This is a genomic window from Variovorax sp. Root434, from assembly GCF_001426595.1.
In the GTDB taxonomy this organism is placed as follows: domain Bacteria; phylum Pseudomonadota; class Gammaproteobacteria; order Burkholderiales; family Burkholderiaceae_C; genus Variovorax.
On the sequence record NZ_LMEK01000001.1, the window covers coordinates 94,926 to 109,621 of the forward strand.

12 protein-coding genes and 1 tRNA gene are annotated in these 14,696 nt (G+C 62.9%); 10 read left to right on the forward strand and 3 right to left on the reverse strand.

What is annotated here, in order from left to right; translation table 11 throughout:
• Nucleotides 1-9: 9 nt before the first annotated feature.
• From ASD05_RS00455 to ASD05_RS00465, 3 genes are all read left to right on the forward strand, one after another.
• Entirely contained in the window at nt 10-444 is a 435-nt protein-coding gene (locus ASD05_RS00455) for a low molecular weight protein-tyrosine-phosphatase (RefSeq protein WP_056586130.1), read from the forward strand.
• Nucleotides 441-2,696 (forward strand): polysaccharide biosynthesis tyrosine autokinase, encoded by a 2,256-nt coding sequence (locus ASD05_RS00460; protein WP_056586134.1) that lies wholly within the window; start codon nt 441-443, stop codon nt 2,694-2,696. Before ASD05_RS00455 ends, ASD05_RS00460 begins: the two co-directional genes overlap by 4 nt.
• A 197-nt stretch (nt 2,697-2,893) precedes the next feature.
• Nucleotides 2,894-4,888 carry a polysaccharide biosynthesis protein gene (locus ASD05_RS00465; protein ID WP_056586137.1) on the forward strand — a complete coding sequence of 665 codons (1,995 nt, stop codon included), beginning with the start codon at nt 2,894-2,896 and terminating at the stop codon, nt 4,886-4,888.
• 60 nt (nt 4,889-4,948) lie between these two features.
• Here the strand turns inward: ASD05_RS00465 and ASD05_RS00470 are convergent, their stop codons facing one another.
• The 3 genes from ASD05_RS00470 to ASD05_RS29240 all read right to left on the reverse strand — a co-directional run bounded on the left by ASD05_RS00470 (nt 4,949) and on the right by ASD05_RS29240 (nt 9,029).
• Nucleotides 4,949-7,969 (reverse strand): YjbH domain-containing protein, encoded by a 3,021-nt coding sequence (locus ASD05_RS00470; protein WP_056587733.1) that lies wholly within the window; start codon nt 7,967-7,969, stop codon nt 4,949-4,951.
• Nucleotides 7,966-8,592 (reverse strand): YjbF family lipoprotein, encoded by a 627-nt coding sequence (locus ASD05_RS00475; protein ID WP_056586140.1) that lies wholly within the window; start codon nt 8,590-8,592, stop codon nt 7,966-7,968. Before ASD05_RS00475 ends, ASD05_RS00470 begins: the two co-directional genes overlap by 4 nt.
• Nucleotides 8,593-8,726: 134 nt before the next feature.
• Nucleotides 8,727-9,029 carry a hypothetical protein gene (locus ASD05_RS29240; RefSeq protein ID WP_082571928.1) on the reverse strand — a complete coding sequence of 101 codons (303 nt, stop codon included), beginning with the start codon at nt 9,027-9,029 and terminating at the stop codon, nt 8,727-8,729.
• 352 nt (nt 9,030-9,381) lie between these two features.
• Here ASD05_RS29240 and ASD05_RS00480 point away from each other — a divergent pair, with 352 nt between their 5' ends.
• The 7 genes from ASD05_RS00480 (at nt 9,382) to ASD05_RS00510 (ending at nt 14,680) form a co-directional block, all read left to right on the forward strand.
• Complete coding sequence (locus tag ASD05_RS00480) at nt 9,382-10,149, forward strand: response regulator transcription factor (protein ID WP_056586144.1); 768 nt, start codon at nt 9,382-9,384, stop codon at nt 10,147-10,149.
• 199 nt (nt 10,150-10,348) lie between these two features.
• On the forward strand, nt 10,349-10,966 hold the full coding sequence (petA, locus tag ASD05_RS00485) for a ubiquinol-cytochrome c reductase iron-sulfur subunit (protein WP_056509624.1): 618 nt from the start codon (nt 10,349-10,351) through the stop codon (nt 10,964-10,966).
• A gap of 14 nt (nt 10,967-10,980) precedes the next feature.
• A complete protein-coding gene (locus tag ASD05_RS00490; RefSeq protein ID WP_056586147.1) occupies nt 10,981-12,417 on the forward strand; it encodes a cytochrome b in 1,437 nt (478 codons plus the stop codon).
• 35 nt (nt 12,418-12,452) lie between these two features.
• Complete coding sequence (locus ASD05_RS00495) at nt 12,453-13,229, forward strand: cytochrome c1 (RefSeq protein WP_007835359.1); 777 nt, start codon at nt 12,453-12,455, stop codon at nt 13,227-13,229.
• Between the two features lie 95 nt (nt 13,230-13,324).
• Entirely contained in the window at nt 13,325-13,936 is a 612-nt protein-coding gene (locus ASD05_RS00500) for a glutathione S-transferase N-terminal domain-containing protein (RefSeq protein WP_056586150.1), read from the forward strand.
• Between the two features lie 41 nt (nt 13,937-13,977).
• Nucleotides 13,978-14,553 (forward strand): ClpXP protease specificity-enhancing factor, encoded by a 576-nt coding sequence (locus ASD05_RS00505; RefSeq protein WP_056509633.1) that lies wholly within the window; start codon nt 13,978-13,980, stop codon nt 14,551-14,553.
• 51 nt (nt 14,554-14,604) lie between these two features.
• Nucleotides 14,605-14,680: transfer RNA gene (locus ASD05_RS00510), tRNA-Thr, on the forward strand.
• Nucleotides 14,681-14,696: the final 16 nt, after the last annotated feature.

Consider the following 14,696-nt stretch of genomic DNA (forward strand, 5'->3'; position numbering starts at 1 on the left):
TCCCGCGTCATGAAGTCCGTCCTGGTCGTATGTATCGGCAACATCTGCCGCAGCCCGATGGGAGAGGCCTTGATCGCCGCTGCCTTGCCGCAGCTCGAGGTGGCTTCAGCGGGCGTTGGCGCGCTGGTGGGGCAGCCGGCTGATCCCCTGGCGCGTCAACTCATGGCCGAGCGCGGGCTCGACATCGAGTCTCACCGTGCGCGCCAACTGACCAATCTGATGTGCCAGCAGGCCGATCTCATCCTTGTCATGGATGAAGAGCAGCGTCTGCTAATCAACCAGCGTCACCCCCTCACGCGCGGCAAATTGTTCCGTCTGGGTGAGGTTGCGCGCGTCGACATCCCCGACCCCTACCGCTTGGGTCGACCGGCCTTCGAGCAAGCCCTGCAACTCATCGATGCCGGCGCCAGTGCGTGGGTCGAACGCATTAGAAAACTCTCATGACATCCCTTACTACCCCATCTCCCTCGTCGGTTGCCGTTACCGGGCCTCTGCGCGACGACGACGATGTAGTTCATCTGTCCGAATACCTGGACATCCTGATCGACCGCAAATGGTTGGTGGCAGGCATCACGTTTGTCGCCGTCGCTCTGGGTGTCGCCTACGCGGTGCTGTCAACGCCCGTCTATCAGTCCAACCTGCTGGTCCAGGTCGAAGACTCCGCGCCCGATGCGAAGAGTTTTCTTGGCGATACGGGGGCACTGTTCGACGTGAAGACGCCAGCCATTGGCGAAATCCAGATCATCCGGTCACGAATGATCTTGGGCGGTGCGGTCGAGGCAACGCGCTTGTACATCGATGCGCAGCCGCGCTATACGCCGCTGATCGGCGAGTGGCTCGCCCGCCGTGCCAAGGAGCTGTCGGAGCCCGGTTTTCTGGGGATGAGCGGTTACGTTTCGGGCACGGAGACGATCGACATCGCCAAGTTTGATGTTCCCCCTGAGTTGGAGGACCAGAGGCCTTTCACCATCACGGCACAGGCCAATGGCCAGTACACGCTTGCCCACCCTGACCTGGCCGAGCCGCTGACCGGCACGGTAGGCAAGTTGCTGAGCCAGCAGGTGCACGGCGGCACGATCGTGCTCATCGTCTCGCAGCTCGATGGCAAGCCTGGCGCGCAGTTTGTCGTCTCTCGCGCTTCTGTGCTTGCCACTACCGAGGACCTGCAAAAGCGAATTCAGCTCAGTGAGCAGGGCAAGCAGTCGAACGTGATCAGCGCAACGCTGGAAGACAGCGATCGCGATCGCTTGCGGCGTATCCTCGATGCAATCGGCGCGCAGTACGTGCATCAAAACGTTGAACGCAAGGCCGCCGAGGCAGAGAAGACGCTCGAATTTCTCGACCGGCAGTTGCCCGAGTTCAAGAAGCAACTCGAAGGCTCTGAAGATGCGTACGCGAACTTCCGGAACAAGAACGGAACCGTTGCCTTCGATGAGGAAGCCAAGGCAATCTTGACCCAGGCTGTGCAATTGGAGACCAAGAAGCTCGAGTCCGAGCAGCTGCGACGCGATCTGCTCTCGCGCTTCACTGAAACGAACCCCAAGGTGCGCGTGGTCGACGGGCAAATCGCTGCCTTCCGTCACGAACTCGATGCCATCGACCGCCGCGTGAGCGCCATGCCGGTTCAGCAGCGAGACGCGTTGCGGCTGGAGCGAGACGTTCGCGTCAACGGTGAACTCTACAAATCGCTGCTCAACAGCTCGCTGCAATTGCGCCTCGTCAAGGAAGGCAAGGTCGGCAACGTGCGCTTGCTCGACAAGGCTACCGAGCCCAAGAGGCCTGTGAAGCCACAGAAGCAGCTGGTTGTGGCGCTGTCGCTGGTGCTGGGTTTGTTGGCTGGCATCTCGCTGGCCATCCTGCGCAGCAAAATGGCCAACGGCATTCGGAATCCTCAAGAGATCGAAGATCGTCTCGGATTGAACGTCTATTCCGTTGTCCCTCTTGCCGTCGAACAGGAGAAGATTCTCCAACGTATTGCCGGCGGTGCAGGCGGCGTGCAGGTCCTGGCCGTCACGGAGCCGGGGAGTGTCGCCATAGAGAGCTTGCGCAACCTGCGCATCTCCCTGCAGCTGACCTTGATGGAATCCGGGAACAACCGGGTGCTCATCACTGGTGCGACACCGGGTGTGGGCAAGAGCTTTGTTTCGGGCAACTTCGCAGTGATCATGGCGCAGGCTGGCAAACGCGTGCTGCTGATCGATGCCGACTTGCGCAAGGGGCACATCCAGAAAGCCTTCGGCCTTCCACGGCAGGGCGGCCTGGCCGACGTTCTGGTGGGAGACCTGAGCACCGAGCAGGCGATCCATGCCCAGGTTGTACCTAACCTCGACGTTCTTACGACCGGTAACTACCCGGTTAACCCAGCAAACATGATGTTGTCGTCCAGGCTGGGCGACTTGCTGAATGCCATGTCTGCCCAGTACGACCTGGTGGTGATCGACAGTCCGCCAGTGCTGGTTGCGGCTGATGCCGCGGCAGTGGCCGCACATACCGGGGCCATCCTGCTGGTTGCTCGCGATGGCCTCACGCAACTTGGTGAACTCAACGAGAGCGTCAAGCGCCTGGCGCACGCGGGGCAGCAGGTTAACGGCGTGGTCTTCAACGGCATGGACCTCTCGCGCAGGCACTACGGAAGCTACGGCTACAAGTACGGCGGCTACCGCTATACCGAGTACAAATACAAGGAAGCGGCCTGAGTTTGCGGCTTGTACTGAGCATGGCTTCGGTTTGAAGAATGAGAAATCTTCTTCAGTACCGTGTCACTTGCCTCGACACAAACAATACAAAAACTCACATCTGACCGTGGCGGAATACCCAGAACAGGGGGTGTGCCCTGGTATTTCTTCACAGAGAATGAAGAAATGAAACAGCGCTTCCGGCGAGTGGAACTCAAGTGATCAATCGTTTGGCTGCCCCGCTGCTTGCGCTGCCGCGCCCCGCCAAACGCTTGCTGGCATTGGCCGTGGATGCGGCTTTGTGCTTGCTGTGCGTTTGGCTCGCATTCAGTTTTCGGTATGAGCAATGGGTAACCCTGCGCGGGGTGCAATGGTCGGCGCCGGTGATGGCCGTGGTCCTGGCGTTGCCGCTCTTCGTGGTCTTCGGCTTGTACAGGGCCATCTTTCGCTATGCCGGCAGCGCTGCGTTGATGGCAATCGTGCGGGCCTGTGCCGTGTTCGGTCTCGGTTATGCACTGATGTTCTCCGTGGTCGGCGTAAAGGGCGTGCCGCGCACGGTGGGTATTCTGGTGCCGCTGTTGCTCTTCCTCGCGATTGCGGGTTGCCGCATGTTTGCGCGTTATTGGCTGGGTGGCCTGTACATGAGCGCACTTCATCGCAAGGCCCTGCCGCAAGTGGTGATCTACGGTGCTGGCGGCGCCGGTCTGCAGCTGGCCGCGGCATTGGCACAAAGCCGCGAAATGATGCTTTGTGCTTTTGTGGACGATGCAGCCCACCTTCAGGGCAGCACGCTCAACGGTGTGCAAATTCAATCGGTTGAGTGGTTGGAGCAGAACGCCGCCAAGCAGGGCATTACCGATGTGCTGCTGGCCATGCCTTCGGCCAGCCATCTGCGTCGCGTTGAAATTTTGAATCGGCTCTTGCCGCTGCGTCTGCATGTGCGCACATTGCCGGCCCTGGCCGATCTGGCCAACGGCAGGGTGCAAGTCAATGACCTGCTCGAGGTGGATATCGAAGACCTGCTGGGCCGCGATCCGGTGGCACCGGTGGCCGACTTGCTGCACAAGCACATTCGCAGCCAGGTGGTTCTGGTTACCGGGGCTGGTGGCTCCATCGGCAGCGAGCTTTGCCGGCAGATCGTGCAACTTTCGCCATCGGTCCTGCTGCTGGTCGACTTGAGCGAATACGCGCTCTATGCCGTTCACCAGGAGCTCGAGGAGCTTGCACCTGAAGTCCGCGTCATCCCGCTCCTGGCCTCGGTGTGCGATGCCCGCCGGCTGCGCGAGATCATGCATGCGTGGCGCCCTGACACGGTCTATCACGCGGCCGCCTACAAGCACGTGCCCCTCGTCGAACACAACCCGATCGAAGGCGTGCGCAACAACGCGATCGGCACGCTCACTGCAGCGCGAGTGGCAATGGAGTGCAAGGTTCGGCGCTTTGTGCTGGTCAGCACGGACAAGGCTGTTCGGCCGACCAACATCATGGGGGCCAGCAAGCGGTTGGCCGAGATGGCTTTGCAAGGGCTGGCGCAGCAGAGTACCGAAACCTGTTTCTCGATGGTCCGTTTCGGCAATGTGCTCGGTTCCAGCGGTTCGGTGGTGCCGTTGTTTCGGCGCCAGATTGAGGCCGGTGGGCCAATCACGCTCACGCATGCCGACATCACGCGCTATTTCATGACGATTCCCGAGGCCGCCCAGCTGGTGATCCAGGCAGGCGCAATGGCTTGGGGTGGCGACGTGTTCGTGCTCGACATGGGCAACCCGGTGCGCATCATCGATCTAGCGCGTCGGCTGGTGGAGCTCTCGGGGCGCACCGTGCGCGACGAGGCAACGCCCGAAGGCGACATCGAGCTGCACATCACCGGCTTGCGTCCCGGCGAGAAGCTGTACGAAGAGCTGTTGATCGGCAACAACGCCATGCCCACGGTGCATCCGCGCGTGATGAAGGCGCACGAAAATTGCCCGCCGTGGGAAGAGCTTTGGCGCCAATTCGATGTGCTGAAGGCAACGCTTGAAAGCAGCGATGTTCCAGCCTTGAAGGCTGCACTGAAGCAGATGCTGGCTGGCTACCAGCCGCACCTGGAAGTGGTCGATTGGGTGCACATGGAGCGGCATCGTGTGCGGCCCGCGAGCCAGCCACTTGCCATCGAGCATCATCATCGCTCCGACGATGGTGGCACGCCCGCATCGCCGATCGCGATAGCCGCCTGACTTTCTTCTCTGCTCGCCAAGTGCGAGATTCGATAGCCAGGCCTCTCTCGCAAGCCGCGGTTATTGAGCCGGCCCGAAATCCAGAATGTTGTCCCCAGCCTTGGGCTTGTTGTCGTCCGGCGGCGAGAAGCTGAACGCCCTCGGGTCCCGCGAGGTCGTCATCTCGTAGAGTGGGTTGATTCGTCCCAGCTTTGCACCACCGTCCCGCACCAGGGGAGCCCAGGTGAAGTTTGCGGAGAACTTGCTGGACCTCGGCAGCAGCGCGTCGAATGGCAGCGAAATGTAGATGCCCTTATCGAAGCTGCCTTCGCCGAACCGCGCCGCCGACACATTGGTCTTGGTGGCATAGGCGCCGATCGTCACGCCGTTGTCGAAGCGGCGGCTGATGTCGATGGACACGCCGCGATCGCCGGCCAGGTACTGGCCCACGCTGACCCTGGCTTGCACGCCGTTCCAGCCGGTGTCCCAGTACAGGGTGGCATGGCCGGTGTTGACCTTGTAGTCGCGCAGGCCGAAGTCCTGCGCGAAGTCGCGCTGCCGTACATGGTTGATGTCGATGCCCAGGGCAAACTTGCTGCGCCATGGCCGGTACAGCCATTCGGCGCCGACGCCCGCGAACATGGGTTCGAGCGCACCGCCATACACGCTGTAGTACTGGTCTTCGTTCAGGCGGCCCACGTGGGTCAGCTGAAGCACCGGCAGGGTCAAGCGCTTCGATGTGACGTACTCGCGCTGGAAGGTTCGCACGCGCGGCAGGTTGCTGGGCGCGGTGTAGGTGAACTTGTCGAAGTTGTCCACCAGGCGCCAGTTCAGCGCGGCATTCACCCAGGTGCTCCGCGTAAAGCGGTACTCGGCCGTCGCCTGAACGCCGAGCTGGTAGAGCACGAAAGCATCGGGCCCGCCCAGAATCTGCGAGAAGCTGGGCGTCAGCCCGAAGAAGAATTTCTGGGGACGATGCTCCCAGGCAGCCATCACGGGTTCGGCGGGCTGCGAGGTGTTCGTTGCCGCGGTGGTGGCCGCGTTCTTCGACGGAAACTCGAGGAGCCGGTCTTCGCTGTTGTCCTGCGGCGGTGCGTACTCGCGTTGGCTGACGGCCCGTTTCTCGGCGGGCGTTTGTGCCTGGTAGTGCGCCGTCACCCATTCGGCCCTGTCGACGACCTGGGCGTGCATGGCCAGGCCGCGTTCGTTGTAGTGCAGGATGAACGTTTTTGCCGACGCCGGTGCGTCGCGATGCAGCACGGCAATGATCTGCTGCACGCGCGCTTCGCGATAGACGGTGTTGCTCTCGGTGATCCAGACGTGCAGGCCGCTGCCTTGCGGCGCGATGCGCTGGACCGTCCATTCGGTACGGGACTCGATCTCGGCAGCCGTGGATGCCCACCCGGGTGGATTCGCGGGTGCTTCCGGGGTAAAGCGTGGCTGGGGCGGATCGGCGACCTTGCTGGATCGCATCGATGCGACGTTGGTCGACAAGGTGATGCCAACCATCACCTTGTTGCCGCGCTCGAAGCCGGCACTGAAGGCCACGTTCGGCGAGTAGCGGTACTCGAGGCCGATGTTGAAGGGGGAGCGTTGCCGCTGGTTGTTGTTCTGCGGCTCGTGCTGGTAGTCGTTGCCTTCGTACTCGAGCTTGACGGTCAGCGGCTCCCAGGGAGTGCGCCACGCCACGCCGCCGAACAGGGCCGCAGGGCCGCGGAAGTAGGAGCCGAAGTTCGCCTCGCCCCCCGTTGACGATGAACGACCGGAGCGCGTTCTGAATCGGCTGCTCAGCGCGATCAGCGGGTTGCGGATGTTGCCGCTGCTGCCCAGGTATCCCCAGCCGATGCCAAGGCTGAAATCCAGGTCGCCGTGGCGCTTGTTGGCAACCAGGTATTCAGAAGAAAACAGGCCGGTACCGCCAAGGTCTCGAAAGCCCAGGGCCAGCTCTGGCACATAGGCGGATTCGCTCAGGAGCCGCACCTTCAGGTCGATGCTCTTGTCCTTGTTGCTCTGGCCGGTTGTGCTGGCTTCGTAGGCGCGATTGCTGATGGACGTGTAGCGAAAGCCGGCCTCCAGCCAGTCCAGCGGCTGGAACATCACGTTGAGCCGCGAGTACGGGTGCACGTTGCTCAGGGAAGTCCGGAAGTCGCCGGCCTGGCCCATTCGGGCTGTGGGCGTCTGCAGCAACCCGGTTTCGCCCCAGTCGTTGCCGCTGGCGCGGTAGGGCTGGTACTGCGGAACGGGCTGCGGGCGCACGGATACCGTGGTTGAGGGTGCCGTCGCAGCTTGTTGCGGATCCATCCGCGCGGGCGATGCCGCCGCGAGGCTGTCCTTGCCTTGTGGCGCAGGTCCCTGCGTCGCAAGGAACTTGATGATCCCCTCGGAAGCGGCGACCAGATCGGTCATGTCGCGCGGCGCGGCCCAGATCCACGCGCCCGGCGCCGGCTCATCGGAGGGTTGGCTGTTCCATGGCGCAACGCCCACGCGAGCGGTGCGGCCGTCGGGCTGGGCAACCCATGCCCAGTCGTAGGAGCCCGCGGGTTCGCATGCCGTGACGTAGTCCCATGCAGACCGGCCGGCTTCGTGCGCCACGTGGCAAAGCTCGCCGTTGGGGCGGACGACAGCAACGGTCTTCAGGTCGGCTGGCGGTGCGACGAGTTGCTGGCCTGCACTCAGGACCGGGTCTTCTTCCGGATGGGCCTGCAGCCATCGCGGGTCGACCACGCCGAGTGCCACCCGGCCGGTGACCGGCATTTGCTGCAGCCAGGTGATCAGCTTCAGGCGTTCGACCTGATCGGCCCGCGCCGCCAGCCGGTTCGCTGCTTCGATGCGAACCAGCAAGGTGTTCTTGAGGAATTGCTGCGCGAGTCGCTCCTGCGGGACCCGCCATGCAAGGCCGGGCGCAGCGGCACCCTCTGGCTGGCGCAGCAACCAGGTGCTCAGGCGTTCGCCGGGGCGCACGTCGGCATCGCTTGCCGGCGCGTTGGCTGCGGTTTTGTCCCAAGACTGTGCCAGCGCGCTGAAATTTGCCGCCAATGCGCAGGCGACCGCCACGTGACGGGGCCAGTGGTGTTTGCTGCGCGTGCGAAACGGGGCGCTCATGTCCCGGCGCTCGCCGGGGAGCCGGCTGCTGGCGCGGGAGGTGTCCACCGCTCGAAGCTCATGCAGAGGTCATTGGAAATGCATTGCTCCGAGTACACGACTTGAGGCGTACCCGAAAGAAGCGAGACGGCAAAGCGCGCGTTCGGCAGCGAAGAATTTGCGGGCAACGACACGCTGCGCTCTTCATACCATTGCAAGGAGTTGGCGGTGGTCCCGGAGAGGGCGCTGTTGCTGGGCGGCGCAATCGGTGCACGAACGACCTCATCGCGAATGCCGAAGCGATAGCCCGGCATGAGATCCCGCTCGCGCCTGTACCGTTGCTCTTGCGCAGCAGAAGTGCCCGCGTCGGCTTGCCATGAAGGAAGTGAAGAGAAGCGCACGGTGCGCCAGTCGAGGCTGAGGCCGGTGGTCCCTGCCAAGTGGCCGTTCAGGAGCTTGACGACCTCGCCGGAGCTGCTGTACCAGACTTCCACCGGCCCTTCGGCGCGCCTGTCGACATAGCCGAGGACCATGAAAATGGTTCGGCCGTCAATGACGGTTTTCAGGTAGCGGTAGTTGGGATTGAAGTTGGGTTGCGCCGACTCGGGTGCACCTCGATAGAGGAGGCGAGCCGTATCCAACATGGCAGAAGATCCGGAGGAGCAACCGCCAACGCCCAAACAAAACGTTGCCCAAAGGCAACGTTTCAAGAATCGCGTGGCGGAACCTACGCGCGGACTTTTCAGCGAATGCCCTCCCGAGGGGAGGGCACGCGGCATTAACGCGTGCCGGTGGTACCGGTGGTGCCAGTGCCCGTCGTGCCGCCAGGGCCGATGCCGAAGCCGCCGCCCGAATTGCCACCGTTGCTGCTGCCAAGAGCGGCAGCGAGCGCCACGCCAGCGGCAACACCACCAACCACTTGGGGGCTGACTCGTCCGACTGCGGCATTGGTGGCGCCACCAGCGCCGGCCGCGCCCTGGATAATCAGGGCTCTATCGCTCGCACCGGTGGTCTGAGCAAAAGCAGAAGAAGCTGCCAGAGCGGCGAGGGCCACGGCTGCGGAGAGCTTGAAAATTGTCATGCTGATCCCTTGGAATTCGGTGTTTATCGCAATGAGGTTAACAGCATCGCAAATGTGCCGCAACAAATTCCCCCGCCTCTTACAGCGGGAGACGGGCGCAGTCGTGACTTTAGCCCAGGCGTGTTTCGCGGTGCTACGTAACGTCTTCGGTGGGCCGGACGTAACGACGATGGCGCGGCAAGCCCGCCGCTGCCGGTCGCTACTTGAAACTCACGCTGGCAGCATCGCATTCCTCAATGAAATCAAGGCATTTGACGTGGCGGAGGTATTTGCAACTCAAAGTGCTCTGCGTAGGCATTGTTCCTGCAGTGTCTGAAACGAAAGTGAGCATTTATAGTTCGGAGTTGTCGCCATGAGTGTTGCTTGTCATCCGTTGTCTTCACAGTCGATCCTGGAGCTCGAAGCGCCCAGGAATTCCTATGGCGGCACTTTTCGCAGTGCGTTGATCGTCGAGGAAGACATCGCCATGGCCGAGCGCATGCGGCGCATCCTGGGCGGACTTGCGCCAGGGCGGCGCGTGGTGGTCGCGTCCACTCAGTCCGAGGCCCGCAACCTGCTGGCAGCGTTGTCCTATGACCTGATGTTGGTCGACATGAATCTGCCGGCCCGCGACGGGGTGTCGTTGATTCAACATGCCCGCCAAGCCTATCCCTGGATCGAGAGTGTCGCCATGTCGGCGGCCGACGACCGAGAACTGGTGGATGCCGCCATTGCCGCGGGAGCCGTGGGCTACTTGCTGACGGAGGCAGACGATGCCGAACTGGCCTTTCAACTGCGCTCGATCGAACGTGGCGGTGCGCCGATGGACTCGCGCGTCGCGCGTCGTCTCCTGGGCATGATCGCGGCATCGGCCAGGCCGAAGGCCGCCGCGCCAGTCGTGGCCATTTCGCCTCCGCAACCGCGGCCCCGGCCGCAGCCGGCATCCGGGTTGTTGTCGCCGCGCGAACTCAACGTGCTGCGGCTGATTGCGCAAGGGTGGAGCAACCGGCAGATCGCCGAGTCGGTCTTCCTGTCGGTCAACACGGTCGAGTTTCATGCCAAGAGCATCTACCGCAAGCTCTCGGTGAAGTCCCGGACCCAGGCGGTTCACGAGGCGACGCAGCACGGCCTTCTGAACTGAGGCCGGTGCGCCCATGCCGCCTGCTTGCGGGTGGCGAGCGGTCCACGCCATGGCGCGCAACGCCCGGTCGCGCGCCTGCGCGCCGCTTCCGCGGGTTGGGGCCCGTTGAAAATCCATCCGGCGCCCCGCTACAATCCTTGGTTGACCTTGCTACGGTTAAGGTTGGCCCTGCTCCAGCGAAGAAGACAAGAGGATCCCCATGAGTGACATGACCTCCGGCTCGCCCCGGATCGACACAAGCAAGCGGACGTGGTTGATCGCATCCAGCTGTGCCGGCGTAGCGGGCGGCGTGGCCACCGCCATTCCCTTTGTGAGCACTTTCCAGCCTTCCGAGAAGGCCAAGGCTGCGGGTGCTGCGGTCGAGGTCGATATCTCGGCACTCAAGGTCGGCGAGAAAATGACCGTCGAATGGCGGGGCAAGCCGGTCTGGATCCTCAAGCGCACTCCCGCGCAGGTCGCGGAACTCCCCAAGCTGGATGGCCAGCTGGCCGATCCCCTCTCCAAGCGCCACCCCGACGAATTCACCCCCAAGTACGCGCAGAACGAGCACCGCTCGATCAAGCCCGAAGTGCTGGTCGTGGTCGGCATCTGCACCCACCTGGGCTGCTCGCCGAGCGACCGCTTCCAGGCCGGCCCGCAGCCCTCGCTGCCCGCCGACTGGGAAGGCGGCTTCCTCTGCCCCTGCCACGGTTCCACGTTCGACCTGGCCGGCCGGGTCTTCAAGAACAAGCCTGCGCCCGACAACCTGCCGGTGCCGCCGCACATGTACCTGTCGGACACCAAGCTCCTGATCGGTGAAGACTCCAAGAAGGCCTGAGGCGGAACAAGAACATGGCTGAATTCCACGAGATTTCCCCCAACGCACCCGCCGGCGAGAAGCTGCTGAACTGGGTCGACAACCGCTTCCCCCTCACCAAGCTCTGGAACGACCAGTGGGGCAAGTACTACGCGCCGAAGAACTTCAACTTCTGGTACATCTTCGGCTCGCTGGCGATGCTGGTCCTGGTGATCCAGATCGTCACCGGCATCTTCCTCGTCATGCACTACAAGCCCGACGCGAACCAGGCGTTCGCATCGGTCGAGTACATCATGCGCGACGTGCCATGGGGCTGGCTCATCCGTTACATCCACTCGACGGGCGCCTCGGCGTTCTTCATCGTGGTGTACCTGCACATGTTCCGCGGACTCATGTACGGCAGCTATCGCAAGCCGCGCGAGCTGATCTGGGTGTTCGGCTGCGCGATCTTCCTGTGCCTGATGGCCGAGGCCTTCATGGGCTACCTGCTGCCCTGGGGCCAGATGTCCTATTGGGGCGCCCAGGTGATCGTGAACCTGTTCGCCGCCATCCCCTTCGTCGGCCCTGACCTGGCCCTGCTGATCCGCGGCGACTACGTGGTGAGCGACGCCACGCTGAACCGCTTCTTCAGCTTCCACGTGATCGCCGTGCCGCTGGTGCTGCTCGGCCTCGTGGTGGCCCACCTGATCGCGCTGCACGAAGTGGGTTCGAACAACCCCGACGGCATCGAGATCAAGGCCAACCGCGGCCCCGATGGCCATCCGCTGGACGGCATCCCGTCGCATCCGTACTACACGGTGCACGACATCTTCGGCGTGGTGGTGTTCCTCACGATCTTCTCGGCGGTGATCTTCTTCGCCCCTGAAGCCGGCGGGTACTTCCTCGAGTACAACAACTTCATTCCGGCCGATTCGCTGAAAACGCCGAACCACATCGCCCCGGTCTGGTACTTCACGCCGTTCTATTCGATGCTGCGCGCGACCACCGACGACATGGTCAACGTGTTCTCGCTGATCGTCGCTGCAGCCGCCATCTGGAACTTCGTCAAGGGCAAGTCGGGCATGGGCCTGAAGATCGCCGGCGTCGTCGTTGCGGCTGTCGTGATCTTCCTGCTCAAGAACTTCGACGCCAAGTTCTGGGGCGTGGTCATCATGGGCGGCTCGGTCATCATCCTGTTCTTCCTGCCGTGGCTCGACCACAGCGAAGTCAAGTCGATCCGCTACCGTCCGGGCTGGCACAAGTACGTGTACGGCCTGTTCGTTTTCTTCTTCCTGATCCTGGGCTACCTGGGCATCCAGCCGCCCGGCGTCTGGGGTGAGCTGGCCATCGGCTCGTTCAAGCTGGACATCGCGCAGACCGTCTCGCAGATCGGCACGCTCGTGTACTTCGGCTTCTTCCTGCTGATGCCGTGGTGGAGCCGCAAGGGCGAGTTCAAGACCGTGCCCCAGCGCGTGGTCTTCGCCGCCCATTGAGAACCACAAGCGCCAAGAGAGCTGAGAGAAACACGATGAAGAAGAAAAGCATTTCCGGCTGGCTCGCGGTCCTGGGTCTTGCACTGGGCCTGACCTTCTCCGCGGCAGCATCGGCCGAGTCCGAGGGCATTGCGTGGGACAAGGCACCCAACAAGACGACCGACGTGGCCGCCTTGCAGAACGGCGCCAAGCTGTTCGTCAACTACTGCCTGAACTGCCACTCGGCTGCCTTCATGCGCTACAACCGCCTGCAGGACCTCGGCATCACCGAGCAGCAGATCAAGGACAACCTCCTGTTCTCGACCGACAAGGTCGGCGAGACCATGAAGGCCAACATCGACGCGCGCCAGGCCAAGGAATGGTTCGGCACCACGCCCCCTGACCTGACGCTGGTCGCCCGCTCGCGCGCCGGCCACGGCGGCACCGGCGCCGACTACCTCTATACGTACCTTCGCACCTACTACCGCGACGACACCAAGGCCACCGGCTGGAACAACCTCGTGTTCCCGAGCGTCGCCATGCCGAACCCCCTGTGGGAACTGCAGGGCGAGCGCCGACCGGTCTACACCAAGATCGAACAGCACGGCCACGAGGCCGAAGTGTTCAAGGGCTGGGAGCAAGTCACTCCCGGCACCCTGACGCCCGTGCAGTACGACCATGCGGTCGGCGACCTGGTGAGTTACCTGCAATGGATGGCCGAACCGGCACAGAACACCCGCATCCGCATCGGCGTGTGGGTGCTGCTGTTCCTGGCCATGTCGGTGGTTTTCGTGTGGCGACTGAACGCCTCGTACTGGAAAGACGTCAAGTAGTTCCGTCCACGCCGACCGGGCGCCTCGTGCATCCGGTCCCACAGAGTGGGTTGCCAACGCGACCCACTCTTTTTGATTTTTAGGAGTCTCTCGCCATGATGGTCTTGTATTCAGGAACGACCTGCCCCTTTTCCCACCGCTGCCGCTTCGTGTTGTTCGAAAAGGGCATGGACTTCGAGATCCGCGACGTCGATCTCTACAACAAGCCCGAAGACATCAGCGTGATGAACCCGTACGGCCAGGTGCCGATCCTGGTCGAGCGCGACCTGATCCTGTACGAGTCGAACATCATCAACGAGTACATCGACGAGCGCTTCCCGCATCCCCAGCTGATGCCCGGCGACCCGGTCGACCGCGCCCGCGTGCGCCTGTTCCTGCTCAACTTCGAGAAGGAACTCTTCGTGCACGTCTCGACGCTCGAGAACCGCACCACCAAGGGCAACGAGAAGGCGCTGGAAAAGGCCCGCTCGCACATCCGCGACCGCCTCACGCAGCTGGCCCCCGTGTTCCTCAAGAACAAGTACATGCTGGGCGACAACTTCTCGATGCTCGACGTGGCCATCGCGCCGCTGCTGTGGCGCCTGGACAACTACGGCATCGACCTCAGCAAGAACGCTGCGCCGCTGCTGAAATACGCCGAGCGCATCTTCTCGCGCCCGGCCTATATCGAGGCGCTGACTCCGTCTGAAAAGGTCATGCGAAAGTAAGTAAGCTTCGTGCCTGCTTTCATCGTTTTTCGCCGTCTTTCATGATCAACGCGCTCGAGTCGTCCTCCACCCGCCCGTACCTCATCCGGGCGTTGTACGAATGGTGCACCGACAACGGGTTCACGCCCTATGTCGCGGTGCAGGTCGACGAAACCGTCCAGGTCCCGCGCGAGTACGTGAAGAACGGCGAGATCGTGCTCAACATCAGCTTCGACGCGACCAGCTCGCTCAAGCTCGGCAACGATTTCATCGAGTTCAAGGCCCGTTTTGCGGGCAGTGCGCGCGAAATCAGCGTGCCAGTGGGGCGCGTGATCGCGATCTACGCGCGCGAGAACGGGCAGGGCATGGCGTTTCCGGCGCCGGCGCCATCGCTCGGCACCGAGCAAGGCGATGTGCCGTCGTCCGCCGCATCGTCGTCGTCCCAGGGCCAGGCCCGCATGCCCTTGCGTGACGCCTCGCGCGGCACCGAAGGCGACGCGGGCAAGGTCGTCCATCTGGTGACGGGCGAGGACGCCGACGAAGCCATCGACACCGGCTTGCCCGCCGATCCCGACGACGAGCCGCCGCGCCCGCCGGCCGGTGGCGGTGCTCGGCCGTCGCTCAAGCGCATCAAGTAGCAGCGGCCGGCCACCCCGGCTGGCGCCACTAGAATCACGCATTGGAATTTCGCCGCTTTAGCTCAATTGGTAGAGCACCCGCCTTGTAAGCGGAAGGTCGTCAGTTCGATTCCGACAAGCGGCACCACACAAAAAAGAACCCC